This is a genomic window from Shinella sp. CPCC 101442 (assembly GCF_024704725.1).
In the GTDB taxonomy this organism is placed as follows: Bacteria; Pseudomonadota; Alphaproteobacteria; order Rhizobiales; family Rhizobiaceae; genus Shinella.
On the sequence record NZ_JALIQS010000006.1, the window covers coordinates 43514 to 68439 of the forward strand.

Below are 24926 nucleotides of genomic sequence, written 5' to 3' on the forward strand. Positions count from 1 at the left end.
GCCGGCTTATGAGCGGGAGCGACAAGGGCACCGTCATCGTCATTTCGAGCCACGTGGTGCGCGGCACGGTGGGCAACCGTGCGGCGGTCTTCGCGCTCGAAACGCTCGGCCATCCCGTCTGGGCTTTGCCGACCGTCATCCTGCCCTGGCATCCGGGCCATGGACGCGCCACGCGCGTCGCCATTTCCGAAGCCGATTTCGATGCAATCATTTCCGACCTGATCCGCGCGCCCTGGCGGGGCGAGGTGAAGGCGGTCCTGTCGGGCTATCTGGGCAGCGCGGCGCAGGCGCGTTCCGTCGCGCGGCTGGTCGAGAGCCTGCGGGCCGAAAATCCCGACCTTCTCTATATGTGCGACCCCGTCTGCGGTGACGAGCGCGGTCTCTATGTGCCGGAGGAGACGGCGGTCGCGATCCGCGACAGCCTGATCCCGCTCGCTTCGATCGCGACGCCGAACCGCTTCGAACTCGCCTGGCTTGCCGGCGCGCCGCTGGACAACAACAATGCGATCGTGGAAGCGGCCCTCTCGCTCGGCCCGTCGCGCATGCTCGTCACCTCCTCGCTGCCGCTGATGGCGGGCAGCACGGGCAATCTCTATCTCTCAGGGCGAAGCGCGCTGCTGGCCGAACATCGGCTCGTGGAAAGCCCGCCGAACGGTACCGGCGACCTGCTCGCGGCAATCTTCCTGTCCCGGCTGATGGAAAACCTGCCCGAGGAGCGGGCGTTGATGCTGGCGACGGCGAGCGTCTTCGAGATCGTGGCGCGCACTGCCAAGCGCGGCGCCGACGAGCTGACGCTGGAGCAGGACGCATCGAGCATTTCCACACCGATGGCCATGGTGCACATGCGTCGTCTCGTGCATCCGGCGCAAACACGCCGGTCCTGACTTGCGCCGATCCCGTCCGGATGGTTTATGCGGGAAACCGGATGGAGCCTCGTCCGGTGGATCGTATCACGGGGGTATTCCGACCTATGAACCGCTTTCCCGATCGTCTTCTGAATGGCTATCGCAATTTCATGTCCGGCCGCTATGCCGAGCAATCCGCCCGCTACCGGGCGCTGGCCGAAACCGGCCAGAAACCGAAAACCCTCGTCATTGCCTGTTGTGACTCCCGCGCCGCGCCGGAGACGATCTTCGACAGCGGTCCGGGTGAGCTTTTCGTCGTGCGCAATGTCGCCAACCTCGTGCCTCCCTATGAGCCGGATGGCCAGTTCCACGCCACCTCGGCCGCACTCGAATTCGCGGTCCAGTCGCTGAAGGTCACGGATATCCTGGTGATGGGTCATGGCCGCTGCGGCGGCATCTCCGCCGCCCTCGACCTGGACGCCGAGCCGCTGTCGCCGGGCGATTTCATCGGCAAGTGGATGGGCATGCTGAAGCCCGTCGCAGAGCAGATCCAGGGCGCGGAAATCCTCACGCAGGCCGAACGCCAACGCGCGCTGGAGCGGGTCTCGATCCGCAACTCCATCGCCAACCTGCGGACATTCCCCTGCGTGCGCATTCTCGAAGAGAAGGGCCGCATCCAGCTGCACGGCTCCTGGTTCGACATCTCGACCGGTGAACTGTGGATCATGGACGCGGCCACGGGCGACTTCACACGTCCGAGCGCATAGGCATTTCCAGCCCGATACGGATACAGAAAAGCCCGGCGTGGTTTCCCGCGCCGGGCTTTTTCGAACTTCGGGATGTCGTGCGATCAGTCGCCGTCGATTTCCGCGCCGATGATGGCGATCGCGCGCTGGTAGACGCTTGCCGCGTTCCAGCCCTGAAGGGCGCCGAAATTGCCCTGGCCCGGCTGGTAGCCGCCGCCAGCGCTCCAGCCGTGGCCGCGCAGGAAGTTGGCTGTGGAGGCGAGCGCGTCGGCCTTCGAGCCGACGAGGTCGATGCGGCCGTTGCCGTCGCCGTCGACGCCGTATTTCAGGACGTTGGCCGGCAGGAACTGCGTCTGGCCGATTTCGCCATGGGCCGCGCCACGGGCCGTCGTGCTCAGCGTGCCGTTCTGCACGAGCTGCAGGGCGGCGTAGAGCTGGTTGGTGAAGTAGTCCGAGCGACGGCAGTCATAGGCGAGCGTCGCAACGGCTGACAGCGTATGTTCCTTGCCGAGGAAGCCGCCGAAGCCGGTTTCCATGCCCCAGATGGCGAGCAGCGGGCCGGCCGGCACGCCGTAGCGGGCTTCGATACGCTCGAAGAGCGCGGCATTCTGCTTCTTCAGGCTCTTGCCGCGGTTGATGATGGCCTTGCCGCCGCGCTTCTGCATGAACTGGTCAAGCGAGAGCTTGAAGCTTTTCTGGCCGCGGTCGGCGCGGATCGTGGCTTTGGCATAGTTGACATTGGCGAAGGCCTTGTCGAGCGTCGAGCGGCTGATGCCGCGGCCGGCCGCCTCGTCCTTGAACGCCTCGGCCCAGGCCGAAAAACCGCTCGCATCGTTGCCGCACTTGGCGGCCTGTGCCGCTGCCGGTACCGCCGCCGTGGCGATCATTGCGGCCAGCACCTTGGCCACGCTCTTGATCATGCCCATGAAAAACCCCGTGATCTCGTGAATTCCGCTGCGGGAGCATGGCATGCCCCCTGTTCCTGTCATAGCACCTTGCCGTGAACTTCAGGCCGCGAGGCCTGGGTCAAAGCGAAGTCCCGATTGTTCTCAAACGGAACAACCGGGACTTTTATTTAAACTTGGTTAAAGGATCGTTGCCACATTTCACCGAAATGCGCGACCCCTCCCCAAAAATCAGGCGGCCTGCTTCTTCGCCTTGATCAGGCCGCGCGCGACGAGCAGCTCGGCGATCTGGATGGCGTTGAGGGCGGCACCCTTGCGCAGGTTGTCGGAGACGACCCAGAGGTTGAGACCGTTTTCGACCGTCGCGTCCTCGCGGATGCGTGAAATGTAGGTGGCGTCTTCACCGGCCGATTCATACGGCGTGATGTAGCCGCCGTCCTCGTGCTTGTCGATGACCTGGCAACCCGGCGCCTCGCGCAGGATCTCGCGGGCTTCGTCCGCCGTGATTTCGTTTTCGAACTCGATGTTCACAGATTCGGAATGGCCGATGAAGACCGGAACGCGCACGGCCGTGCAGGTTACCTTGATCTTCGGGTCGAGCATCTTCTTGGTTTCGGCGAGAACCTTCCACTCTTCCTTCGTGTAGCCGTCTTCCATGAAGCTATCGATATGCGGAATGACGTTGAAGGCGATGCGCTTGGTGAACTTCTTCGTTTCGACCGGGTCGGCCACGAAGACGGCACGGGTCTGCTGGAAGAGTTCGTCCATGCCTTCCTTGCCGGCACCGGAAACCGACTGATAGGTCGAGACGACGACGCGCTTGATCTTGGCGCGATCATGCAGCGGCTTCAGTGCGACGACCAGCTGGGCGGTCGAGCAATTCGGGTTGGCGATGATGTTCTTGCGGGTGAACAGGCTGATGGCGTCCGGGTTCACTTCCGGAACGATCAAGGGAACGTCGGCGTCGTAGCGCCAGGCGGACGAGTTGTCGATGACGACGCAGCCCTTGGCGCCGATCTTCGGCGACCACTTCTGCGAAACCGTGCCGCCGGCCGACATCAGGCAGATGTCGGTGTCCGAGAAGTCGTAGTTTTCGAGGTTCTGGACCTTCAGCGTCTTGTCGCCGAAGGACACTTCGGTGCCGAACGAGCGGCTGGAGGCCAGCGCCACGACTTCGTCGGCCGGGAAGCCCCGCTCGGAAAGGATGTTCAGCATCTCACGGCCGACATTGCCGGTCGCGCCGACGATTGCGATCTTGAAACCCATATTTATGCTCTCTTTCTCTGTCTCTCCGCGGGGTCAGGAGGGGAAACCCGCCGGCCTTGACGCGGGTTTCGGTCCCCGGCCATACCGGGGAGAGAGCGGTGGGCCAGAGACGTCAGACGGTTTTCGTCGTCGTTTTGGCCGTTGTTTTGGAAATCGATACGCAATAGCGAACCCGTCCGGCGTTGAAGGCCGGAGCGATCATGCTGGCGATGGTAAGACCAAAGCGGTTCATGTCGGTTCCCTTGCGTGCGTGCTGAATACGCTCATCTTGCGAAGAGTCAAGCCTTGCAGGATGAATGCGGCGTTTCAGTGAGACCAGCAGCCTGTAACTTAAGTCGTAGGCCGAAAGTCATAAGCCCAAAGCAGCGCTGATGTCACAATCCATTTTCTGCCATCCTTCCATCAGGCGCACCCCGTCCGGTGTTTTTAGGGAGAAACTCCGGACCCCATGGGCTGCCCCGACACGCCGTTTTTGTGGAGGACAAACAAATGGCAAATGTTTCGACGGCAGGCACCGCCAAGGCGGCGCCGATGACCGGCGAGCAGAAGAAGGTGATCTTCGCCTCTTCGCTCGGCACAGTTTTCGAATGGTATGATTTCTATCTTTACGGTTCGCTGGCGATCTATATCGGCGCCACCTTCTTCAGCCAGTATCCGGAAACGACGCGCAACATCTTTGCGCTGCTGGCCTTTGCTGCCGGCTTTCTCGTTCGTCCGTTCGGCGCGCTGGTGTTCGGCCGTCTCGGCGACCTTGTCGGCCGCAAATACACCTTCCTCGTCACCATCCTCATCATGGGCGTCTCGACCTTCGTCGTGGGTCTTCTGCCCGGTGCCGCCACCATCGGTATCGCCGCTCCGATCATCCTGATCCTGCTGCGCATGCTGCAGGGCCTGGCACTCGGTGGTGAATATGGTGGTGCTGCCACCTACGTGGCCGAGCACGCTCCGGAGGGCCGGCGCGGCTACTTCACCTCGTGGATCCAGACGACGGCGACGCTCGGCCTGTTCCTGTCGCTGGTGGTCATCCTCGCGGTACAGTTCATTGTCGGCAAGGAAGCCTTCGCCGAATGGGGCTGGCGCATTCCGTTCCTGCTGTCGGTCGTTCTCCTCGGCGTCTCCGTCTGGATCCGCCTGAAGATGAACGAATCGCCGGCCTTTGCGAAAATGAAGGAAGAGGGCAAGGGCTCCAAGGCACCGCTGACGGAAGCCTTCGGTCAGTGGCGCAACGCCAAGATCGCGCTGCTCGCGCTGTTCGGCGCCGTCGTCGGCCAGGCCGTCGTCTGGTATTCCGGCCAGTTCTACGCGCTGTTCTTCCTGACGGGCGTGCTGAAGGTCGATGGCCAGTCGGCGAACATCATGGTCGCCTGCTCGCTGCTGCTCGGCACCGGCTTCTTCGTCTTCTTCGGCTGGCTGTCCGACAAGATCGGCCGCAAGCCGATCATCATGGCCGGCCTGCTGCTTGCCATGCTGACCTATTTCCCGCTGTTCAAGGCGCTGACCTGGGCCGGCAACCCGGCGCTGGCACAGGCGCAGGCAACGGTTCGCGCAACGGTGACCGCCGCTCCCGATGACTGCAAGTTCCAGTTCAACCCGACGGGCACGGCGAAGTTCACCACCTCGTGCGATATCGCGACCTCGTTCCTGACCCGCAACTCGGTGCCCTATGACGTCGTCACCACGGCGGCTGCCGGCACGGCGGCGACGGTCAAGATCGGCGAACAGACGATCAACAGCTACGATGCGATCGCGGCCGGCGACCAGGCCAAGGCGCTTGACGGTGCCTTCCAGAAGCAGACCAACATCGCGCTTCACGATGCCGGCTACCCGCTGGTCCGTGGTGCGGCCAAGGTTCTGGACAGCAAGCTCGATGCTTTCGTCACAGCCAACCCCGAACTCGCGCTCGATGCGGCTGCCATCCGCGCCGGCGAAAAGACGACCATGCCGGCAGCCGACCTCGTCAAGGCGAAGCTGCTGACGGCCGAAGAAGCCAATGGCGTCACCGACATGACGGTCTACTCGATTGCCGGTGGCGGTGCCTTCACCATGGTCGCGGATCCCGCAAACGTGAACTGGGTCACGATCATTGCCGTCCTGACGGTCCTCGTGATCTACGTCACCATGGTCTACGGCCCGATCGCCGCCCTGCTGGTCGAACTCTTCCCGACCCGCATCCGCTACACCGGCATGTCGCTGCCCTACCATATCGGCAACGGCTGGTTCGGCGGTCTGCTGCCGGCAACGGCCTTCGCGATGAGCGCTGCCCAGGGCGATATCTACTTCGGCCTCTGGTATCCGATCATCTTCGCAGGCCTCACGCTGGTCATCGGTCTTCTCTTCCTGCCGGAAACGAAGGACCGCGATATCCACGCCATGGATTGATCTCCCCCTTCCGATGAGTTCATGGCAACCCGGCTCGTGGCAACACGGGCCGGGTTTTTGTTTCACGGATCTGGCAGAAGCGATTTGGGCAGCGGCCAGCCGCGTGGATCGAAGCGGAACAGCCATTCCTTGCGGGCGAAGAGGAAAGCGGTGGCGACGGCCGTCCAGAGGCCGAGCAGCAGACCTGCGGCGACATCGCTGGGGTAGTGCGCCCCGACGATGACACGCGAGACGCCGATCGTCAGGGCGCCGAGCAGGAAGAGCGGCCTGAGCTGCGGCGCCAGCATCGAGAAGGCGCCGAAGAAAGCGCCGACGGCCGCCGAATGGCCGGATGGAAAGCTGGAATAGAGGTCGTCATAGGCAAAGGGCGTCAGGCTGTAGGCGCCGTGTTCGGCAAAGAGTTCCGGCCGCGCCCGCCCCACGACCAGCTTGACGAGGTGGACAAGCGCACTCGTCGCGCCAATCGTCAGAAGGAAATAGAGCGGCAGCCGCCACGCGGTTCTCGTCCTGCCCGCCAGCGTCTCGTTCCTGCCGATCCGATGCGCGACATAGGCGAGCATGACGAGCACACCGGAGCCATAGATCATCCAGCTGAAGGTGCCGAAATCGGTGATGCGCTCGTTGAAGGCGACGACGGCGCCGGGAAGACCCTGTGCGCGCTGCGATATCGCCGGATCGAACGGGATGAGCCCCACGACGAGCACGACGGTGGCGGCGAAGATCCAGAGCGAGGAGGTCGCGAGCGATCGGTTCATGGCTTTCCCTTGCAGATGGCGTCGCTTCCATGTGTTGGCGCAAGGCGGCTTTTCAAGGGAAGCAAACGAAAAAGGCTCCCGGAGCGGGTGCGCCGGGAGCCTTTTCAGCATTGCGTCTCGGCTCAGGCCGAGAGCTTCTTGAACGCTGCGAGGATCGCGTCGCCCATTTCCGTCGTGCCGACCTGGCGGCTGCCTTCGGACATGATGTCGCCGGTGCGAACGCCGCTGTCGAGCACGTTGGCGATCGCCTTTTCCAGATTGTCGGCTTCCGCGACCATGTTGAACGAGTAGCGCAGGCACATGGCGAAGGAGGCGATCATGGCGATCGGGTTGGCAATGCCCTTGCCGGCAATGTCCGGTGCCGAGCCGTGCACGGGCTCGTAGAGCGCCTTGCGCTGGCCCTTGGCATCAGGCGCGCCGAGCGAGGCGGACGGCAGCATGCCGAGCGAGCCGGTCAGCATGGCGGCAACGTCGGAGAGCATGTCGCCGAACAGGTTGTCGGTGACGATGACGTCGAACTGTTTGGGCGCACGAACGAGCTGCATGCCGCCGGCGTCAGCCAGCATGTGCTCGAGCTGCACGTCGGAATAGGCGCGCTTGTGCGTTTCCGTCACGACCTGGTTCCACAGAACGCCGGACTTCATGACGTTGCGCTTTTCCATCGAGCATACGCGGTTGCCGCGCGTGCGGGCCAGTTCGAAGGCGACGCCGGCGATGCGCTCGATCTCGTAGGTGTCGTAGACCTGTGTGTCGATGCCGCGCTTCTGGCCGTTGCCGAGGTCGATGATCTCCTTCGGCTCGCCGAAATAGACGCCGCCGGTCAGTTCGCGCACGATGAGGATGTCGAGGCCCTCGACCAGCTCGGGCTTCAGCGAGGAGGCGTTGGCGAGTGCCGGGTAGCAGATCGCCGGGCGCAGGTTCGCAAACAGCTTCAGGTCCTTGCGCAGGCGCAGCAGGCCGGCTTCCGGGCGTACTTCATAGGGAACGGCATCCCATTTCGGGCCGCCGACGGCGCCGAACAGCACGGCATCCGCCGCAAGCGCCTTCTCCATGTCGCCTTCCGAGATCGCCGCGCCATGGGCGTCGTAGGCCGAGCCGCCGACGAGGCCTTCGTCGGTCGTGAAGCCGGCGCCGAGTTCGGCGTTCATATAGGCGATGATCTTGCGGACTTCCGCCATGGCTTCCGGGCCGATGCCGTCGCCGGGCAGGAGGAGGAGGTTACGCGCTGTCATGGGATTTTCCTTGATGTCACGGATTGGTCGCGCGCTTCTTAGCGCAACTTCCGTTCAAGGAAAATCGTCACAACGAAAGATTTTTGCGCGAAGGCCTTGGCCTTTCGGCTAGCTGCGGCGCAGCGCCGTGACTTCGATTTCGATCAGCATTTCCGGCCGGATGAGGTCGCAGACCACCATGGTGGCGGCAGGGCGGATCGTGCCGAAGGTTTCGCCGAGGATCGGGAAGACGCGGTCGGCGAAGGCGGCTTCGGTCACGTAATAGTGGCAGCGCACGACGTCCTCGAAGGAAAACCCGGCATCGGACAACACCTTGCCGATAGTGGCGAGGCAATTGCGCGTCTGGTCTTCGACGCCATCGGGCATGGTCATGCTGGCGTAGTCGTAGCCGGTCGTCCCGGAAACGAAGCACCAGTCGCCCTGAACGACGGCGCGCGAATAGCCCGCCGTCGCTTCAAAAGGAGAGCCGGACGAGATCAGCCGGCGCATGGTCTCAGGCCCAGGGGCGCGAGGAGGCGTTCTGCTTTTCGAAACTGTCGATGGCGGTCGCCTTCTCCAGCGTCAGGCCGATGTCGTCGAGGCCGTTCAGCAGGCAGTGGCGACGGAAGGCGTCGATATCGAAGGTGATGCGGCCGCCGTCGGGACCGGTGATTTCCTGGGTTTCCAGGTCGACGGTCAGGATGGCGTTCGAGCCGCGGCTGGCGTCGTCCATCAGCTTGTCGAGGTCGTCTTGGCTGACGACGATCGGCAGGATGCCGTTCTTGAAACAGTTGTTGTAGAAGATGTCGGCAAAGCTGGTAGAGATGACGCAGCGGATGCCGAAGTCGAGCAGGGCCCACGGGGCGTGTTCGCGCGACGAGCCGCAGCCGAAATTGTCGCCTGCGACCAGGATTGAGGCGTTCTGGTAGGCGGGCTTGTTCAGCACGAAATCTTCGTTGACGCTGCCGTCTTCATGAAAGCGTGCTTCGGCGAACAGACCCTTGCCGAGGCCGGTGCGCTTGATCGTCTTCAGGTAATCCTTCGGAATGATCATGTCCGTGTCGATATTGACGACGGGAAGCGGCGCGGCGACGCCGGTCAGCTTGACGAACTTGTCCATGCGGAAACCCTCGAAATGCGGTGGTGTGATTTTGCCAAGCGTTTAGATCAGTTTTCCCGCAATTTGAAGGGAAATCTTGATCAAGGGCCGCAAACGCAGCCGCCGGGCGCGAAAAAGCGGCGCCCGGATGTCCCTGACGGGATGAGACCCTGCTTAGAGGTCGATGATCGTGCCGCGACCGTCGTTCCAGATGCGCGGCTCGCGCTGGCCGGGGGCCGCGCGGGTGTTGCGGGCGCGCGCCGTGGCGCGGACCGGTGCCGGCTGGAGTTTGCCTGCGAGCATGGAACCGAGCATCAGCACGGCGGCAATGCCGGCGATGGCAAGGCCGATCGAAGCGGCGAACAGGACGGTTGCTCCTGCGACCAGCATGGCGAAGACGGTGAAGACGATAGAGCGGATGCGCTGCATTTTGATTTGCCCTTTCTGCAAAGAGCAATGTGGGGACGGATTTTGTCCATTGCAAGGCCGCTATCATTAGACTGAAGTGCTATGACGTGCTTTGCGCATCATGCACGACGCGCGGCACCGTTGTGCTTGCCGGCCGCGAAAAAGCGCGGCAAAAAGGACCAATGAACAGGACCCCGCACCACCATCCGCTTCACCTGCGCCGCTCGGTGCTGAGCGTCCCCGCCATCAATGCCAGGGCACTCGCCAGATCGGCGACGCTCGATTGCGACGCGATCATCTTCGACCTGGAGGATTCCGTCCTGCCGGAAAAGAAGGCGGAGGCGCGGGCGGCGCTGATCGACCATTTCAAGACACTCGACCGCACGTCCGGCCGCGAGTATGTCATCCGCATCAATGCGCTCGACGGTCCGGACGGCGTGCTCGATCTGGAAGCGGTGCTCGATTGCATGCCCGACGCCGTGCTGCTGCCGAAGGTTTCCGAGCCGCAGGACGTGCTGACCGTCGCCGACTGGTTCTCCGAGGCGGGCGCCGACGACGGACCGCGGCTCTGGGCGATGATCGAGACGGCGGCCGGCCTCCTCAACCTTGCCGCCATCGCCGAGACGGGCCGCACCCGTGGCGGCCGGCTCGATTGTTTCGTCGTCGGCCTCAACGACCTGCGCAAGGAAACCGGCATCGCCGATATTCCCGGCCGGCCTTTCCTGGTGCCGCTGCTGTTGCAGGTGGTCGTTGCGGCGCGCGCTTGCGGGCTGGATGTTATCGATGCCGTCTTCAACGATTTCTCGGATACGGGCGGTCTGGAAGCCGAATGCCGGCAAGGCCGGCAAATGGGTTTCGACGGCAAGATGCTGATCCATCCCACACAGATCGCCGCCGCCAACGAGGCCTATGGCATCCCGGAGGCCGAGGCGGCCGAAGCGCTCGCCATCATTGCCGCCTTTGCCGCACCCGACAATGCCGGCAAGGCGGTCGTTACCATTGCCGGCCGCATGGTCGAAAAGCTCCATGCCGACCAGGCCGGGCGTGTGCTCGCGAAGGTCGACCTGATCAATGAGAGAAAGAGAAACGCATGAAAGTCTATCGCCTCCTGACCGCCCCCGACGACGCCTCGTTCTGCCACAAGGTGACCCTGGCGCTGAACAAGGGCTGGGAGCTGCACGGCTCGCCGACCTACGCATACAATCCCGATGCCAAGGTCATGCAGTGCGGTCAGGCGGTCGTGAAGGATGTGCCGGGCAAGGAATACACGCCCGACATCAAGCTGTCCGAGCAATAACCGGTAGGCCGTTGGCGGCGGGTCAGCCCGCCGCGACTTCGGCGCTTGCCTCGATGCGCTCCATGTCGTCGTCCGACAGGCCGAAATGATGGCCGATCTCGTGGATGAGGACATGGGTGACGATATCGCCGAGCGTCTCCTCGTTCTCGGCCCAGTAGTCGAGGATCGGGCGGCGGTACAGGGTGATGCGGTTCGCCATTTCACCGGTCTCGACGGTGAAGCGCTCGCTGATGCCGCGGCCTTCGAACAGGCCCAGCAGATCGAACGGCGTTTCCAGCGCCATGTCCTCGAACACGTCGTCGCTCGGGAACTCGGCAATCTCGATAATGAGGTTGCCCGTCAACGCGCGGAATTCTTCCGGCAGGTGGCCATAGGACTCCAGTGCCAGCGATTCGAACGTGCTGATGGTCGGGGCATGGCGGTTTCGCCAATCCTCGGTCTGGTCAATGCGGGCCATGGGCTCTCCTTTGCCCGTCATATAGACGATTTCTGGGGTTTTTCGAGGGTCGAATTTGCAAAGCGCGCCGGGTGCTTCGGGAATGCCGGGAGGTGTACCTGCCGATTCGACGTCGGGGCTTTTCCCGTTAGGTAGCTGGATTCAGGAAGCGGATGGCCGAAACGGGCTTTTGCAACAATTCGTGATCGGTCGGTTTGACGCAGCTGCATGGCGGTTCGCGCGCTGTCACCAAACTGTAACCTGCTGAAAAGACGACGATTCCAATCAAGATTAGAATGACTCTAAATTATTGAGTCAGTAAGCCTGACCTGTTCATTCTTGACACCCAATGTCCTCTTTTGCTTAATGCCTGAAACTCAGTGCTTTGCGTATGACAGGCAAGACGAAATGCTCGTTTGCAGCTGCAATTTCATCACCGACAAGGACATTGTCGACGTGGTCAACAGCCTCCTCGATGAGGACTGTTGGCAGCTCATCGTGCCTGCAAAAGTCTACCACGCGATGCAGAAACGTGGCCGCTGCTGCGGCTGTTTCCCCAACGTCGTCGATATCATCATCCGCACAACCGAGCAGTACCACGCCCGTCGCGACTCGACGGGCGACGAGATTTTTGATTTCATGACCCGCCTCAAACAATTCCATGAAGAAAACAGGAGAGCGGATCTTGAAAGGCGACAAAAAAGTCATCGAGCAGCTTAATGAAGCGCTCTATCTCGAGCTGGGTGCTGTCAACCAGTACTGGCTCCACTACCGCCTTCTCGAGGACTGGGGTTACACGCTTCTCGCCAAGAAGGAGCGCGCCGAGTCCATTGAAGAGATGCAGCACGCCGACAAGCTCGTCGCCCGTATCATTTTCCTTGAAGGCCACCCGAACCTGCAGACCGTCGCACCGCTGCGCATCGGCCAGAACGTCAAGGAAGTTCTGGAAGCCGATCTCGCCGGCGAGTTCGACGCGCGCAAGGCCTACAAGAACTCGCGCGACATCTGTCACGCGGCCGGCGACTACGTCACCATGAAGCTCTTCGAAGAGCTGCTCATCGACGAAGAAGGCCATATCGACTTCCTCGAAACCCAGCTGGAGCTGCTCGGCAAGCTTGGCGAAGAGAAGTACGGCCAACTCAACGCCGCTCCGGCCAACGAAGCCGAATAAGGCGTCCGGCCCTCGCGGCCAGCGATCCCGATTGATGAAAACCCCGGCTTGTCCGGGGTTTTTTTGTTTTCGGCCCGACGCTTTTCAGCCTGTTCCCCTGGGAACAGGGGTGCTTCGCGCCGGCCCCGCGCACCCCCTTGTCAGTTCCCGGGGGAACAGGGGCGCGACTTTTTCTGCACAATATAGCCGGCAAGAACGCATGCAGTCCGCAGCGTTCGACTGAACAGACGATGCCGGTCCCGGCTCGAAAAGGATGCAGTTTCAGCCTGGGCGATACGGCCCGGCACGGACGCTCCCGGCGCGATGCAGCGCCTCACCCCGGACCCTTCATGCTTTGCGACGCGATTCCATTCGGACCGCGACGAGGGCCGGCGCGTGTCCAGAACGCAAGATCAGGAGGCCCGAATGGGTATGGTAATGGGTACGGATGGCGTCGACAACTTGCTCGGCAGCGATCTCGAAGACGATTTCATCATGGCGCTTGGCGGCGCCGACAAGATCAACGGTGGCATGGGCGTAGACCAGATCATGGGCGGTGCCGGCGACGATACCGCCAACGGTTCCTTCCAGGGCGACTTCCTGATGGGGGACGACGGCAACGATACGCTCTATGGCGATAGCGGCAACGATTTCATCACCGGCGGTGAGGGAGCCGACAAGTTCTTCGGTGGTTCGGGCCGCGACATGCTGACGGTCGGCAAGTTGCAGACGGCTTCGGGCGACGTCGTCAACGGCGGTTCGGGCACGGACCAGCTGATCGTCGACTATTCCGACCAGGCGGCCGGTCTCAACATCACCATCAAGGACTGGATATCGCCGCAGACGCTGACGGGCAATGTCAGCGTGGTTCAGGTCGAGAGCTACCAGATCACTGGCACGGACCTTGCCGACCGCATCACCGGCGGCAACTACACCGACATGCTGACGGGCGGTCGTGGCGACGACATCCTCTCCGGCGGTCGCGGCATGGACATGCTGAACGGCGACGAGGGCAAGGACACGCTACGTGGCGGCTACGGCATCGATATTATCGATGGCGGTGCCGATGACGACCTGATCTACGGTGACCAGGGTACCGATCTTCTCAGCGGTGGTACCGGCAACGATACGATCTATGGCGGTGCGGCCATGGATATGATCAATGGCGATGCCGGCAATGACAAACTCTACGGTGAAGCCGGCGACGACCTCATTGACGGCGGTGCGGGCAATGACGCGATCAATGGCGGGTCCGGGAATGACACGGTCACCTACCGGTACGGCGAGGGCAAGGACACGATCGCCGATTCAAGCGGCAGCGACCGTCTGGTGATCGAGGCTTTCACCGGCAATTTCACAGCCAAGGCGGCAACCGTGGTCAACACGATCGGCGGCGGCACGACGGTTTCCGGTTTCGAGCACTACACGATCAATGCGACCGGTACCGGCGCCAACACGATCACGACGCTTTCCGGTAACGACATCATCAACTCCGGCGCAGGCAATGACATCGTCAATGCCGGTGACGGCAGCAACCGTGTCGATGCCGGCCTCGGCAGGGACAAGGTCACGACCGGCACGGGTGCCGACTATGTGTTTCTCGGCGACGGCGGTGCCGATACGGCCGATGGCGGCAAGGGCCTCGATACGGTTTCCGTCGACCGCAAGACCGCGACGACGGCTCTCACCTTCGAGGCGACGGGTGCTTCCGCCAAGATCAGCGACGGCACGGCGCTGAGCAATTTCGAGACGATCGAGGTGTCCTTCGGCTCTGGCAGCGATGTCGTGAAATCGGTCGGTTCGGCCAGCAGCGTCCGTTTCTACGGCTTGGCTGGCAACGACACGCTGATCGGAACGGCTGGCGGCGACGTGCTCGACGGTGGCGCTGGCAATGACAAGCTCACCTCCGGTGCCGGCAACGATAGCCTGTACGATACCGGCGGGACCAACACGATCAATGCCGGTGACGGCAACGACGTGGTGCGCGTCGGCGATCTCGGCTCGTCGATCGGCCATAACACGGTCGATCTCGGCACGGGCAATGACAGCTTCTACCGCACGGCATCCACCGGCAAGCTCACGCTCAACGGCGGCACCGGCACGGACTTCGCCTCCATCGACTTCAGCAAGTATGCATCGGGCATTACCTTCAAGGTGGCCCCTAGTGTCGTCGTCGCGGGCACGCCGGTCACGGTAACCAGCATCGAGCGCGTCGCGCTCTATGGCGGCGCGGGCAACGACGTCTTCACCGGGGGCGCGCTGAGTGACGAGCTTCGTGGCGGTGCCGGCAACGACACATTGACCGGCGGTGCGGGCAGCGACGTCCTCGCGGGTGACGCCGGCAATGACACGCTGCGCGGCGGCGACGGCAACGATACGCTTTACGGGGACGGTCTCAACCGAACCGGCGGCAGGGACACGCTCTATGCCGACGCCGGCAACGACACCGTCTATGCCGGAATCGGCGATCTTGCGGATGGCGGCGCGGACACCGACGTTCTCGACCTCGACGTTGCGGAACAGACGAAGGACATCACCTTCACGTTCACGACCGGCAAGGTGACCGTCGATGCCACCACCAGCTTCAATGCCTTCGAGGCGCTCGTCTATGACGGCTCCAAGGGCAAGGACACGGTCACCGGCGGCAGCCTGCACGACAAGCTCTATGGCAATGCTGGCAACGACGTGCTGCATGGTGCCGGCGGCAACGACCGTCTCCATGACGGCGCGGGCAGCGACCAGCTGTTCGGGGATCTCGGCGACGACACGCTTATCCGTACCGAATTCACCGGCAAGGACATCTTCGACGGCGGAGCGGGCACGGATACGCTGATGTTCTACGATGGCCCGACTTCCGTCGTGCTCGATCTCGAAAGCCAGGCGAAAAACAAGGGCCTTGCTCTCGGTCTGACCGTCAAGGGTTTCGAGATCATCCACGGCAGCGATGCGGACGACGACATCAAGGGCGATGCGAGCAACAACACGTTCCACGGCGGCGATGCCGACGATGTGTTGCAGGGGCGCGGCGGCAATGACGTGCTCGTCGGCGGCGCGGGCGACGACTGGCTGACCGGTGGTTCCGGCAACGACCAGTTCGTCTTCGACAGCGCCGGCCGGGATGGCGAGGGTGACGTCATTACCGACTTCACTCGCGGTCAGGACAAGCTGATGATCGATCGCAGCGACTACGGCATCGCGTCCGGCGACGCGGCGGTAACGCTTATCGTCGGTGCCGATCCGGTGGCGACCTCGAGCAAGGGCACGTTCCTGTTCGAAAGCGACAATGGCCGCCTCTGGTTCGATTCGGACGGCAACGGTTCGGAAGCGGACCTCGAACTGGTCGCGACGCTGCAGGGCATCAAGACCCTGTCGACCAGCGATTTCGGTTTCCTCTGATCGCAGAAGACCGAAACCCCTCCCCGGTTCGCCGGGGAGGGGTTTTGCATTCACGGGGCGAGATGGGCGAAGGCCGCGACGACCTCTTCGTAGACCTTGCGCTTGAATGGCACGATGAGCTCGGGCAGTTCATGCATCGGCTTCCAGCCCCACTCGTCGAATTCCGGTTCGTGGCCGCCCGGCGGCGGGTTGATGGCGATTTCGTTTTCTGCGCCTTCGAAGCGGAAGGCATACCAGCGCTGGGTCTGGCCGCGGAATTTTCCCTTGAGGCCGATACCGATCAGGTGTTCCGGCAGGTCGTAATTGATCCAGCGCCCGGCATCGGCAAGAAGCGAAACGCTCTTCATGCCGGTTTCCTCGTAGAGCTCGCGATAGGCGGCTTCCAGCGGATCCTCGCCCTTGTCGATACCGCCCTGCGGCATCTGCCAGAGCTGCGGTGAGCCGTCATATTCGGAATTGCCGATGGCAATGCGCCGGCCGGCCCAGACCTTGTTGTCCGCATTCAGCACCATGATGCCGACGCAGGGGCGATAGGGCAGGTCCTCGGCCCTGATCCCCTTGTCCTTGTCCTTGCCCATCCGAATGTTCCTATTGTTTGGCGGGGATATCTGCGAGAGACGCGACGCCGACGATTTCGATGCCGCGGCTGCCCGCTTCCTCGCACCATTCACGGATAGCGTCCACACTTTCGTCGAAGGCCGAGGCGACGCCGATGGCGGTGCCGTTGCGCCGTGCGATGCGTTCCAGTTCGTCGAGTTTCTTCAGGACTGATTCGCGCGAAAGGTCCGAATCGAGCTGGAGATCGGCAAAGGCGTGCGGCGCCTCGACGGCGCCGGCAATGGTGCCGGACAGCGATTGCGCCGAGCTGCCATCATCCAGGAAGACCAGGCCGCGGCTTGCGACATCACGGATGACAGGCTCCAGCGCATCGGCATCCGAGAGGAAGCGCCCACCCATGAAATTCACGATGCCGGTATAGTTGGTGGTTTTCGCCATGGCGCGGTGCAGTTCGGCGAGGTTTTTCGCTTCGCCGAGATCGGTGCGCAGCGTGTGCGGGCCGGGGTCGTTTTCCGGATAGTCGAAGGGTTCGAACGGCACCTGCAACAGGATTTCGTGGCCGTCACGACGGGCTTCCTGCATCCAGCGGGAGAGGCTGTTGCCGCTTGCGGCAAAAGCCAGCGTGACTTCGCCCGGCAGTTGCTTGAGGGTGCGCTGTGTGCCGGTCTGGCTGAGCCCCAGGCCACCGACGACGATGGCGACGCGCGTGCCGCGCGCACCCGACCACGGCCGGGCATACTGGTCCATCGGCCGGGTGCCATCGAGGCCGATGATCGGGATCTTGCCGTCGGACGTGTCCTCCAGCAGGTCTTCGTTCGGGAAGGCGGCGGTGCGCGAATCCTGGCCGACGCGGTTCGCCTCGATGATCAGTGGCCCGTCGCCGCTACGCCCGCCCGGCTTGTAGGTGCGCACGACGTTGCCGTCGTCGGTCAATGTCTCCTCGACGCGTGCGCCGGAGAGGCCTGTCGTGCGCGGCACGCGTTCCTTGGCCACGGCGACCTTCTGGTCGGCCTTGACGTCGGTTTGGCTGTTGGTGGCGGTTTCTTCCGAAGGCACGGGCAGCGGCGTGGTGATGAGGCCGCTCGGCGCCATTGCCGTCCAGCCGGAAAAGCCGAAAAGACCGGCAATCGCTACAGCAAACACGACTGTGCCGGCGGAGAACCGCGATGGTCCCGCCGGTTGCGGCCTTGCCTTGCGGTCCTGGCCGAGCGGTGCGTGAATGTCTGTGCCCAAGGTCAGTCCGCGCTGGCCGGAAGCTGCATGAGGAAATCCAGGCCCGTGCAGTGACGGGCCCGGATGAGGCGGATCAGTTCTTCAGCTCTGCCTTTTCCGGATTGGCCGGGAAGGACTTGTCGGTCTTCTGGCCACGCAGCAGCTCCAGCGCATACTGGAGCTGGAGGTCGTCCTTGGCTTCCGGCGGCACGTAGGCGGCGGAACCGGAACCCTGGTCCGTCTCGCTCTGGCCCTGGATATGGCCGCGCAGGCTGGATTCGCCAGCGGTCTCGAGCTTGCCCTGCAACTCGGCCGGCAGCGGCTGCTCGACCGTGATGTCAGGCGTGATGCCCGTGCCCTGGATCGACTTGCCCGAGGGCGTGTAGTAGAGCGCGGTCGTCAGGCGCAGCGCGCCGGCATCGCCCATCGGGATGATGGTCTGGACCGAGCCCTTGCCGAAGGACCGCGTGCCGAGCACGGTGGCACGGCGCAGGTCCTGCAACGCGCCGGCGACGATTTCCGACGCCGACGCCGAACCGCCGTTGACCATGACGATGACGGGCTTGCCGTCGGTGATGTCGCCCGGGGTCGCGTTGAAGCGGCGGGTCTCGTCTTCGTTGCGGCCGCGGGTCGAAACGACCTCACCGCGCTCCAGGAAGGCATCGGAGACGTTGATCGCCTGGTCGAGCAGGCCGCCCGGATTGAGGCGGAGGTCGAGCACGTAGCCCTTCAGCTTGTCGGCCGGAACCTCTTCCTTGATCTTGTTGATCGCAGCTTCCAGGTCGTCATAGGTCTTCTCGGTGAAGGAGATGACGCGCAGGTAGCCGACGTCGCCCTCGACGCGGGACTTGACGGCCCGGACGGCAATGATGTCGCGCATGATCGTCAGCTCGATCGGCTTGTCGGCACCCTTGCGGATCAGCGTCAGCTTGATCGGCGTGTTGACCGCGCCGCGCATCTTCTCGACCGCTTCTTCAAGCTTGAGGCCACGCACATCGGCGCCGTCGATCTTCGAAATGAAGTCGCCGGCCAGAACGCCTGCGCGGGCGGCCGGCGTGTCGTCGATCGGCGTGATGACCTTGACGAGTTCATCTTCCATCGTGACTTCGATGCCGAGGCCGCCGAATTCGCCGCGCGTCTGCGTGCGCATGTCGTCGGCGTCCTTGGCATTCATGTAGGACGAATGCGGGTCGAGCGAGGTGAGCATGCCGTTGATGGCGTTCTCGATCAGCTGGTCTTCCTTCGGCGGCGTCACGTACTGCGCGCGCACACGCTCGAACACATCGCCGAAGATGGAAAGCTCGCGATAGGTCGACGAGCCGGCGGCTTCGGCGGGCAGCGTTGCCGTGTTGATGACGCTCATGGCCGTCGCACCCATGAGTGCACCGACGAGAACGAGTGAAGCCCTACGAATCATTGCGTGCCTTTCCAGAATATTTGGCGGACCACCACGGTTGGGAATCAACCGGTTTTCCGTTCTTTCGGAATTCAATGTAGAGTGTCGGCTTGTCTGTTTCCAGCGTCAAAGCGTTGACACTCGCGACCCTTTTTTCACCCATCACGGCGAGCGGTTCACCCGCCACGACGAACTGTCCTTCCCGCACGTTCACCTTGTCCATGCCCGAGAGCACCAGATGGTAGCCCTCGCCGGCATTCAGGATGATCATGCGGCCATAGCTGCGAAACGTTCCGGCAAAGACGATCCATCCGTCCGACGGCGCCGTGACGAGGGCGCCCGCATTGGTCGCCAGCGTCACGCCCTGCGATTCGTGGCCGGTGCCGTCCGCTTCGCCGAACCGGCGCAGCACGTCGCCCGCCGCGGGATAGTCGAGTTTTGCCTGCAATTCCTGAAATTCGTATGCCGGAGCAATGCGGTTTTTGTCGGGCACGCTGTCGCGGGCGAGAGCCCTCGCCTTCTCGCGTTCGGCGTCCGATTGGTTGCGCCGTTCTTCTTCCTGGGACTTGGCGAGCGCTGCGGCATCGCGTACCGAACCGATCTCGCGCTCGAGGCCACCGATGAGCCCTTCGAGACTGGTCGCGCGCGCCGCCAGTTCTTCGGCACGGCGGCGCTCGGCGGCGAGCGTACGATTGTTCGTCGTGGCAAGCGCCTCGTTCTGGGCAATCAGCAGTTCGGACCGCTTTTCCTCCTCGACGCGCAACTGCATGGCGTCGGTCAGTTCCGTGCGCTCGCGGTCGATGTCGCTCTTGATGTCCATCAGTGCGGAGAGGTCGTCGATGAGTTCGTTCGTCTCCTTGCGGATACCGGGCACGACGGCGCCAAGCAGGATGGCGCTGCGCACCGAAGAGAGTGCGTCATCCGGCGTCACCAGCAAAGCGGGCGGGGGATTGCGGCCCATGCGCTGGAGGGCGGCGAGCACTTCGGAAAGAAGGCCGCGGCGGTCGTGCAGCGAAGCGCGCACGCCCGCCTCGCGCTCGCGCATGCCTTCGAGCCGCTTTTCGCCGGCGAGGATCTTCTCTTCCATGTCCTTGCGCATCGCCGCGGATTTCAGGATTTCGTCGCGCAGGCTCTGGCGCGATTTTTCCAGCTTGGCGATTTCGGCTTCCAGCGCCTTCGTCTTCTCGTCGGAGACGGTGATCGACTGGGAAAGCGCTTCAAGCTCGCGGCGCGTGCTGTCGCGGCGCAGCGACAGGGCGGCGGCGGGATCGACCGCGGCCTTTGGCAGGGATCCGGTCTTTTCCAGCGTGACGTCGGCCTCGTTCGGCTCTGCGAAGATGGGGGCGGGCAACAGGACGAGCGAGAGCACAGCCGAAAGCACTGCCGGCCGCAGCAGGCGGCTGGCAGCTTTACCCGGACTGGCTGTGCCGGTTTTTCTCATCGTCTTCCAAAAATCCGTTTTCACCGCTCTATGCTGATTTGGCGTTTTCGCCAAGAAATCCCGCAGCCCGGAAATCACTTGGACAGAAGAGCGCCAAAAATACGGCCTCTGCCATCCTGAACTCTGGGGCTTGCGCCGCGATGACTTCAAGCAATTCCAGCAAAGGCGGGCAGCGGTTCTGCGTCCGGAATTGCGGAGAAAACATCAGCTTCTGTGATAGGGGTGGCCGGAAAGAATGGTGACGGCGCGATAAAGCTGTTCGGCAAGCAGGATACGCACGAGCTGGTGCGGCCAGGTCATCTTGCCCAGGCACAACATGGTGTCGGCGCGGTCGTAGAGGGAAGGGTCGAGCCCGTCGGCGCCGCCGATGGCGATCATCAGCTCGCGTTTTCCCGCGTCGCGAAAACCGCCGACAAGATTGGCAAAGCCGGGTGAATCGAGCGATTTGCCGCGCTCGTCGAGCAGGATCAGCACGGCGCCGTCGGGCAGCGCCTTTTCCAGCATCGCCGCTTCCTCGCGCTTGCGCGTCTCGGCGTTGCCGGCCCGGCTTTCGCCGACTTCGGTCATCTTGCCGAGTTCCAGGCCGATGGCGGGACCGGCCTTCGCGAAGCGGTCGATATAGCGGGCCGCAAGATCCTTCTCAGGGCCGGCCTTGAGCCGTCCAACTGCAAAAAGTCCAACCCGCATCGCCCGAAGCCCTGTCCGTTCGGGTGGCGCCTAAGCCTTGCGCCACCGGTTTCCTCGCCAGACAGGTGCCCGGCGTTTGCTCTTTTCTCTGCCGCAATTCCGGACGCAAAACCGCTTCGCACTTTTGCCGGAATTGCTAGTGAACCGTGCCGTCTTCCATTTCGGGAGCCGCCCACATCCGTTCGATGTTGTAGAACTCCCGGATCTCGGGCCGGAACACATGGACGATGATATCGCCCGTATCGATCAGCACCCAGTCGCCGGCTTCAAGGCCCTCGACACGGGCATTGCCCAGGCCTTCGTCCTTCAGGTCGGAAATGAGGTGATCGGCAATCGCCATGACGTGACGGTTCGAGCGTCCGGACACGACCACCATGTAGTCGCCCAGCGCCGATTTACCGGCAATGTCGATCGTGACGATATCTTCTGCCTTCGAGTCCTCGAGGCTTGTGAGGACCAGGTGAAGGGCACGGTCGGCGGCATCGTCGCTGCGGCCCGCGCTCCTGGAGAAAACGCCGATGACGTTTCCCTTTGCGTGCGCTGTTGTCAGGTTCGTTCCTTTCCGTAAAACAGGTCTGGCACGTCTCGTGCCGGTATATGTAGGCCCCGGCACATACTAAATGTAGGCACCAATGGTTACCACTTTCAAGACGTCACTTCTGAGGGATGGTTTTCTCTAGGTTTCGCCCTTGCGCAGCGCCGTGGAACTGAGTGGTGAACGCGGCCCGTGGATGAAGGTCCAGGCGGGTGCCCGTCGACCCGGCAGGCTCATCGCATCCTCCTCGTCGACACGGGCATAGTCGAAGGTCTTGGCCATGCGCGAGGAGAGGTAGGCGAGCGTCGAGCCCGGACGGTCGATGACGGCGATGGGGAAGGTGCCGGCGATCTTCTGCCAGTTCTGCCACTTGTGGAAGGTTTTGAGATTGTCGGCGCCCATGATCCAGACGAAGTTGACGCCGCGGTTCAGCGCCTGCACGCGCTCCAGCGTCTTGGCCGTATAGCTCTGGCCGAGCCGCTTCTCGAAGGCCGTCACCTTAACCCGGGGCCCAGGCGCGATCGCCTCGCTGAGGCGGATGCGTTCGGCGAGCGGGGCCAGTTCCTTGTGATCTTTCAGCGGGTTGCCCGGCGTCACCATCCACCAGAGTTGGTCGAGGCCGAGGCGGCGCAGCGCGGTTTCGGCGACCAGCGCATGGCCCTGGTGCGGTGGGTTGAAGGAGCCGCCGAACAGGCCGACCGCCATGCCTTTTTCGACATGCGGCATCTTCAGATAGCGTGTCTCGACCGCGTCCGCCGTCACTTCAGGGCCGCACCTGTCCGGTGCCGCGCACCCGGTATTTGAAGGAGGTAAGCTGTTCGACGCCGACGGGGCCGCGCGCATGCATCTTTCCGGTCGCGATGCCGATCTCGCCGCCCATGCCGAACTCGCCGCCATCGGCGAACTGGGTGGAGGCATTGTGCAAGAGGATCGCCGAATCGATTTCAGTGAAGAAGCGTTCGACGACTGCGGGGTCTTCGGCGATAACGGCTTCCGTATGGGCCGAGGACCAGCGGTTGATATGCTCGATGGCACCTGAGATGCCGTCGACCAGCGAGACGGAGATGATGGCGTCGAGATATTCCGTCGACCAGTCCGTTTCGCTCGCCGCGACGAGATTTTCAATGCGGCTGCGGATTTCGTCTGTCGCGCGCACTTCGCAGCCGGCGGCAAGCAGGCCTTCGACGAGCGGTGCCAGATGCGTATCGACAACCGCGCGGTCGACCAGCAGCGTTTCCGCAGCACCGCAGATGCCGGTGCGGCGCATCTTTGCGTTCACGACGATCTTCTTCGCCATCTCCAGATCGGCGGATTTGTCGACATAGATATGGCAGAGACCTTCGAGATGGGCGAAGACCGGCACGCGGGCCTCGCTCTGCACGCGGGCGACGAGGTTCTTGCCGCCGCGCGGTACGATGACGTCGATGGCGCCATTGAGGCCGGACAGCATGGCGCCGACGGCGGCGCGGTCCGTTACCGGCACGTATTGGATCGCGTGTTCCGGCAGGCCGGCGGCTTTGAGGCCGGTGGCAAGGCAGGAATGGATCGCCTGCGATGAATTCGCGCTGTCGGAACCGCCGCGCAGAATCACGGCGTTGCCGGCCTTGAGGCAGAGAGCACCCGCATCCGCCGTCACGTTCGGGCGGCTCTCGTAGATCACGCCGATGACGCCGAGCGGCGTGCGCACGCGCTCGATATGCAGGCCGTTCGGCCGGTCCCATTCGGCGATGATGTCGCCGACCGGGTCCTTCAGATCCGCGATATCGCGGATGGCGGTGGCGATGCCCTCTATGCGCTCCGGTGTCAGCGTCAGCCGGTCGATGAAGGAGGCGGCGACGCCGCTCTCCCGTGCATTGGCCAGATCGATGGCATTGGCGGCCAGGATGGTCTCGCGGTTTGCAAAAATCTCGGCCGCCATGGCTTCCAGCGCGCGGTTCTTCTGCCCGGGCGTGGCAATGGCCAACGGCCGGGCGGCGGCGCGGGCGTTGCGGCCGATCTCGGCCATCAGGGCATCGATTTCGGTCTTGACCTGGTCAAGCATGGCTCACGTCCTTTCCCGCCTCCGCGGCCGACGCGGCAAGGCCGGTCACCACGAGGTCGTCCCGGTGCACCATCGCGGCGCGGCCGGCATAACCGAGGACTTCTGCGATGTCGGCGGATTTCTTGCCGACGATCAGGCGCGCTTCGTCCGCGTCGTAGCCGGCAAGGCCGCGGGCGATCTCGCGCCCGTTGCTGCCATAGATCGAGACGGTATCACCGCGTGAAAAAGAGCCCCAGACACCGCGAACACCGGCGGGCAGCAGGCTTTTGCCGGCGCTCAGCGCCGTTTCCGCCCCGGCATCGATTTCCAGCCGGCCGGCCGGCTGCAGCTGCCCGGCAATCCAGGTCTTGCGCGCCGTGACGGGCGAACCCGAAGGGGCAAACCACGAGGAGCGTGCACCCTCTTCGATGGAACGCAGGGGATGGTCGACCTTGCCCGACGCGATGATCATGGCGCAGCCCGCCCCTGTGGCGATCTTGCCGGCATCGATCTTGGTGCGCATGCCGCCACGCGACAGTTCCGAAGCCGCACCGCCGGCCATCGCCTCGATCTCGGGCGTGATGGCGTCGATCGTTTCGAGGAAGCGTGCGTCGGGATCAAGATGCGGCGGGGCCGTATAGAGCCCGTCGATATCGGAAAGCAGCACGAGCAGATCCGCACCCGTCATCGTCGCGACACGGGCGGCCAGCCGATCATTGTCGCCATAGCGGATTTCCGTGGTGGCGACCGTGTCATTCTCGTTGATAATAGGCACGGAGCCGAGTTTCAGCAGCTGGTTGATCGTCGCACGCGCATTGAGATAGCGACGGCGCTCTTCCGTATCGCCGAGCGTCAGGAGAATCTGGCCGGCAACGATATCGTCCGCCGAGAGGCTCTCCGACCAGGCGCGCGCCAGCGCGATCTGGCCGACGGCCGCCGCCGCCTGGCTTTCCTCCAGCTTCAAGGCACCTGCCGGCACCTTCAGCACGGAGCGGCCGAGCGCGATGGCGCCCGAGGAGACGACAAGCACGTCCGTGCCGCCCGCCTTCAGCGCCGCGATGTCCCTGCACATCGCATCGAGCCAGGCCTTTTTCAGGCCGGTGGCGCGGTCGACGAGCAGGGCGGAGCCGATCTTGATCACAATCCGGCGGTATTTTCCGAGCGGTTTGCGGTTTTTCGTCATC

The 24926-nt window shown here is 63.3% G+C and carries 25 protein-coding genes; 8 read left to right on the forward strand and 17 right to left on the reverse strand.

Features of this window, described 5'->3' with window-relative positions; all coding sequences use genetic code 11:
- The first annotated feature begins 8 nt into the window (after nucleotides 1–8).
- Nucleotides 9–884, forward strand: coding sequence for a pyridoxal kinase PdxY (pdxY, locus tag MUO32_RS20940; protein ID WP_257950334.1), 876 nt, complete (start codon nucleotides 9–11; stop codon nucleotides 882–884).
- 86 nt (nucleotides 885–970) lie between these two features.
- Nucleotides 971–1612, forward strand: coding sequence for a carbonic anhydrase (locus MUO32_RS20945; protein ID WP_257950335.1), 642 nt, complete (start codon nucleotides 971–973; stop codon nucleotides 1610–1612).
- 83 nt (nucleotides 1613–1695) lie between these two features.
- On the opposite strand, the gene MUO32_RS20950 is transcribed toward MUO32_RS20945, so the two are convergent.
- Both MUO32_RS20950 and MUO32_RS20955 read right to left on the reverse strand, forming a co-directional pair.
- Entirely contained in the window at nucleotides 1696–2517 is an 822-nt protein-coding gene (locus MUO32_RS20950) for a lytic transglycosylase domain-containing protein (RefSeq protein WP_257950336.1), read from the reverse strand.
- 210 nt (nucleotides 2518–2727) lie between these two features.
- On the reverse strand, nucleotides 2728–3762 hold the full coding sequence (locus MUO32_RS20955; RefSeq protein WP_257950337.1) for an aspartate-semialdehyde dehydrogenase: 1035 nt from the start codon (nucleotides 3760–3762) through the stop codon (nucleotides 2728–2730).
- A 489-nt stretch (nucleotides 3763–4251) separates the two neighbouring features.
- Between MUO32_RS20955 and MUO32_RS20960 the strand changes: the two genes are divergently transcribed.
- A complete protein-coding gene (locus tag MUO32_RS20960; RefSeq protein ID WP_257950338.1) occupies nucleotides 4252–6141 on the forward strand; it encodes an MFS transporter in 1890 nt (629 codons plus the stop codon).
- A gap of 62 nt (nucleotides 6142–6203) precedes the next feature.
- Here the strand turns inward: MUO32_RS20960 and MUO32_RS20965 are convergent, their stop codons facing one another.
- The 5 genes from MUO32_RS20965 to MUO32_RS20985 all read right to left on the reverse strand — a co-directional run bounded on the left by MUO32_RS20965 (nucleotide 6204) and on the right by MUO32_RS20985 (nucleotide 9635).
- Entirely contained in the window at nucleotides 6204–6896 is a 693-nt protein-coding gene (locus MUO32_RS20965; RefSeq protein ID WP_257950339.1) for a phosphatase PAP2 family protein, read from the reverse strand.
- Nucleotides 6897–7018: 122 nt separating this feature from the next.
- Nucleotides 7019–8128: a 3-isopropylmalate dehydrogenase gene (gene leuB / locus MUO32_RS20970; protein ID WP_257950340.1), complete on the reverse strand. Its 1110-nt coding sequence runs from the start codon at nucleotides 8126–8128 to the stop codon at nucleotides 7019–7021.
- Nucleotides 8129–8236: 108 nt separating this feature from the next.
- Entirely contained in the window at nucleotides 8237–8617 is a 381-nt protein-coding gene (locus MUO32_RS20975; protein WP_257950341.1) for a RidA family protein, read from the reverse strand.
- A 4-nt stretch (nucleotides 8618–8621) separates the two neighbouring features.
- Nucleotides 8622–9227 (reverse strand): 3-isopropylmalate dehydratase small subunit, encoded by a 606-nt coding sequence (gene leuD, locus MUO32_RS20980; RefSeq protein ID WP_257950342.1) that lies wholly within the window; start codon nucleotides 9225–9227, stop codon nucleotides 8622–8624.
- Nucleotides 9228–9380: 153 nt separating this feature from the next.
- Complete coding sequence (locus tag MUO32_RS20985) at nucleotides 9381–9635, reverse strand: hypothetical protein (RefSeq protein ID WP_257950343.1); 255 nt, start codon at nucleotides 9633–9635, stop codon at nucleotides 9381–9383.
- Nucleotides 9636–9796: 161 nt separating this feature from the next.
- On the opposite strand from MUO32_RS20985, the gene MUO32_RS20990 reads away from it, so the two are divergent.
- Nucleotides 9797–10708 (forward strand): CoA ester lyase, encoded by a 912-nt coding sequence (locus MUO32_RS20990; RefSeq protein WP_257950344.1) that lies wholly within the window; start codon nucleotides 9797–9799, stop codon nucleotides 10706–10708.
- Nucleotides 10705–10911 (forward strand): DUF1737 domain-containing protein, encoded by a 207-nt coding sequence (locus MUO32_RS20995; RefSeq protein WP_257950345.1) that lies wholly within the window; start codon nucleotides 10705–10707, stop codon nucleotides 10909–10911. Before MUO32_RS20990 ends, MUO32_RS20995 begins: the two co-directional genes overlap by 4 nt.
- 22 nt (nucleotides 10912–10933) lie before the next feature.
- On the opposite strand, the gene MUO32_RS21000 is transcribed toward MUO32_RS20995, so the two are convergent.
- Nucleotides 10934–11368, reverse strand: a complete 435-nt coding sequence (locus tag MUO32_RS21000; protein ID WP_244763386.1) for a metallopeptidase family protein — start codon at nucleotides 11366–11368, stop codon at nucleotides 10934–10936.
- Nucleotides 11369–11755: 387 nt separating this feature from the next.
- Here MUO32_RS21000 and MUO32_RS21005 point away from each other — a divergent pair, with 387 nt between their 5' ends.
- The 3 genes from MUO32_RS21005 to MUO32_RS21015 all read left to right on the forward strand — a co-directional run bounded on the left by MUO32_RS21005 (nucleotide 11756) and on the right by MUO32_RS21015 (nucleotide 15893).
- A complete protein-coding gene (locus tag MUO32_RS21005) occupies nucleotides 11756–12067 on the forward strand; it encodes a (2Fe-2S)-binding protein (protein ID WP_374708700.1) in 312 nt (103 codons plus the stop codon).
- A complete protein-coding gene (gene bfr, locus MUO32_RS21010; RefSeq protein ID WP_257950346.1) occupies nucleotides 12033–12518 on the forward strand; it encodes a bacterioferritin in 486 nt (161 codons plus the stop codon). The genes MUO32_RS21005 and bfr overlap by 35 nt, the downstream gene beginning before the upstream one ends.
- Nucleotides 12519–12923: 405 nt before the next feature.
- Nucleotides 12924–15893 (forward strand): calcium-binding protein, encoded by a 2970-nt coding sequence (locus MUO32_RS21015; protein WP_257950347.1) that lies wholly within the window; start codon nucleotides 12924–12926, stop codon nucleotides 15891–15893.
- Between the two features lie 50 nt (nucleotides 15894–15943).
- On the opposite strand, the gene MUO32_RS21020 is transcribed toward MUO32_RS21015, so the two are convergent.
- The 9 genes from MUO32_RS21020 to proB form a co-directional block, all read right to left on the reverse strand.
- A complete protein-coding gene (locus tag MUO32_RS21020) occupies nucleotides 15944–16471 on the reverse strand; it encodes an RNA pyrophosphohydrolase (RefSeq protein WP_257950348.1) in 528 nt (175 codons plus the stop codon).
- Nucleotides 16472–16481: 10 nt separating this feature from the next.
- A complete protein-coding gene (locus tag MUO32_RS21025; protein WP_257950349.1) occupies nucleotides 16482–17684 on the reverse strand; it encodes a divergent polysaccharide deacetylase family protein in 1203 nt (400 codons plus the stop codon).
- A 73-nt stretch (nucleotides 17685–17757) separates the two neighbouring features.
- Entirely contained in the window at nucleotides 17758–19080 is a 1323-nt protein-coding gene (locus tag MUO32_RS21030; RefSeq protein ID WP_257950350.1) for a S41 family peptidase, read from the reverse strand.
- Nucleotides 19070–20500, reverse strand: coding sequence for a murein hydrolase activator EnvC (locus MUO32_RS21035; RefSeq protein WP_257950351.1), 1431 nt, complete (start codon nucleotides 20498–20500; stop codon nucleotides 19070–19072). The genes MUO32_RS21030 and MUO32_RS21035 overlap by 11 nt, the downstream gene beginning before the upstream one ends.
- A 204-nt stretch (nucleotides 20501–20704) precedes the next feature.
- Complete coding sequence (gene rlmH, locus MUO32_RS21040) at nucleotides 20705–21187, reverse strand: 23S rRNA (pseudouridine(1915)-N(3))-methyltransferase RlmH (RefSeq protein ID WP_257950352.1); 483 nt, start codon at nucleotides 21185–21187, stop codon at nucleotides 20705–20707.
- Nucleotides 21188–21323: 136 nt separating this feature from the next.
- Nucleotides 21324–21800 (reverse strand): ribosome silencing factor, encoded by a 477-nt coding sequence (gene rsfS / locus MUO32_RS21045; protein WP_257950353.1) that lies wholly within the window; start codon nucleotides 21798–21800, stop codon nucleotides 21324–21326.
- 63 nt (nucleotides 21801–21863) lie between these two features.
- Nucleotides 21864–22448 carry a nicotinate-nucleotide adenylyltransferase gene (locus MUO32_RS21050; RefSeq protein WP_257950581.1) on the reverse strand — a complete coding sequence of 195 codons (585 nt, stop codon included), beginning with the start codon at nucleotides 22446–22448 and terminating at the stop codon, nucleotides 21864–21866.
- Between the two features lie 37 nt (nucleotides 22449–22485).
- Complete coding sequence (locus MUO32_RS21055) at nucleotides 22486–23763, reverse strand: glutamate-5-semialdehyde dehydrogenase (protein ID WP_257950354.1); 1278 nt, start codon at nucleotides 23761–23763, stop codon at nucleotides 22486–22488.
- The gene (gene proB / locus MUO32_RS21060; RefSeq protein WP_257950355.1) at nucleotides 23756–24925 is read right to left on the reverse strand and encodes a glutamate 5-kinase; all 1170 of its coding nucleotides are present in this window, start codon (nucleotides 24923–24925) and stop codon (nucleotides 23756–23758) included. Before proB ends, MUO32_RS21055 begins: the two co-directional genes overlap by 8 nt.
- Nucleotide 24926 lies beyond the last annotated feature (1 nt).

Excerpts from the sequence above, each read along its gene's own strand:
- MUO32_RS20945 (WP_257950335.1), top strand. The coding sequence starts at position 971 with ATGAACCGCTTTCCCGATCGTCTTCTGAATGGCTATCGCAATTTCATG.
- MUO32_RS21030 (WP_257950350.1), bottom strand. The coding sequence starts at position 19,080 with ATGATTCGTAGGGCTTCACTCGTTCTCGTCGGTGCACTCATGGGTGCG.
- MUO32_RS20955 (WP_257950337.1), bottom strand. The coding sequence starts at position 3,762 with ATGGGTTTCAAGATCGCAATCGTCGGCGCGACCGGCAATGTCGGCCGT.
- MUO32_RS20965 (WP_257950339.1), bottom strand. The coding sequence starts at position 6,896 with ATGAACCGATCGCTCGCGACCTCCTCGCTCTGGATCTTCGCCGCCACC.
- MUO32_RS20985 (WP_257950343.1), bottom strand. The coding sequence starts at position 9,635 with ATGCAGCGCATCCGCTCTATCGTCTTCACCGTCTTCGCCATGCTGGTC.
- proB (WP_257950355.1), bottom strand. The coding sequence starts at position 24,925 with ATGACGAAAAACCGCAAACCGCTCGGAAAATACCGCCGGATTGTGATC.
- MUO32_RS21055 (WP_257950354.1), bottom strand. The coding sequence starts at position 23,763 with ATGCTTGACCAGGTCAAGACCGAAATCGATGCCCTGATGGCCGAGATC.
- MUO32_RS20960 (WP_257950338.1), top strand. The coding sequence starts at position 4,252 with ATGGCAAATGTTTCGACGGCAGGCACCGCCAAGGCGGCGCCGATGACC.
- pdxY (WP_257950334.1), top strand. The coding sequence starts at position 9 with ATGAGCGGGAGCGACAAGGGCACCGTCATCGTCATTTCGAGCCACGTG.
- MUO32_RS21020 (WP_257950348.1), bottom strand. The coding sequence starts at position 16,471 with ATGGGCAAGGACAAGGACAAGGGGATCAGGGCCGAGGACCTGCCCTAT.
- MUO32_RS21005 (WP_374708700.1), top strand. The coding sequence starts at position 11,756 with ATGCTCGTTTGCAGCTGCAATTTCATCACCGACAAGGACATTGTCGAC.
- MUO32_RS20990 (WP_257950344.1), top strand. The coding sequence starts at position 9,797 with ATGAACAGGACCCCGCACCACCATCCGCTTCACCTGCGCCGCTCGGTG.
- MUO32_RS21000 (WP_244763386.1), bottom strand. The coding sequence starts at position 11,368 with ATGGCCCGCATTGACCAGACCGAGGATTGGCGAAACCGCCATGCCCCG.
- MUO32_RS20950 (WP_257950336.1), bottom strand. The coding sequence starts at position 2,517 with ATGGGCATGATCAAGAGCGTGGCCAAGGTGCTGGCCGCAATGATCGCC.
- leuB (WP_257950340.1), bottom strand. The coding sequence starts at position 8,128 with ATGACAGCGCGTAACCTCCTCCTCCTGCCCGGCGACGGCATCGGCCCG.
- MUO32_RS21035 (WP_257950351.1), bottom strand. The coding sequence starts at position 20,500 with ATGAGAAAAACCGGCACAGCCAGTCCGGGTAAAGCTGCCAGCCGCCTG.
- MUO32_RS20995 (WP_257950345.1), top strand. The coding sequence starts at position 10,705 with ATGAAAGTCTATCGCCTCCTGACCGCCCCCGACGACGCCTCGTTCTGC.
- MUO32_RS21015 (WP_257950347.1), top strand. The coding sequence starts at position 12,924 with ATGGGTATGGTAATGGGTACGGATGGCGTCGACAACTTGCTCGGCAGC.
- rlmH (WP_257950352.1), bottom strand. The coding sequence starts at position 21,187 with ATGCGGGTTGGACTTTTTGCAGTTGGACGGCTCAAGGCCGGCCCTGAG.
- leuD (WP_257950342.1), bottom strand. The coding sequence starts at position 9,227 with ATGGACAAGTTCGTCAAGCTGACCGGCGTCGCCGCGCCGCTTCCCGTC.
- MUO32_RS21050 (WP_257950581.1), bottom strand. The coding sequence starts at position 22,448 with ATGCCGCATGTCGAAAAAGGCATGGCGGTCGGCCTGTTCGGCGGCTCC.
- MUO32_RS20975 (WP_257950341.1), bottom strand. The coding sequence starts at position 8,617 with ATGCGCCGGCTGATCTCGTCCGGCTCTCCTTTTGAAGCGACGGCGGGC.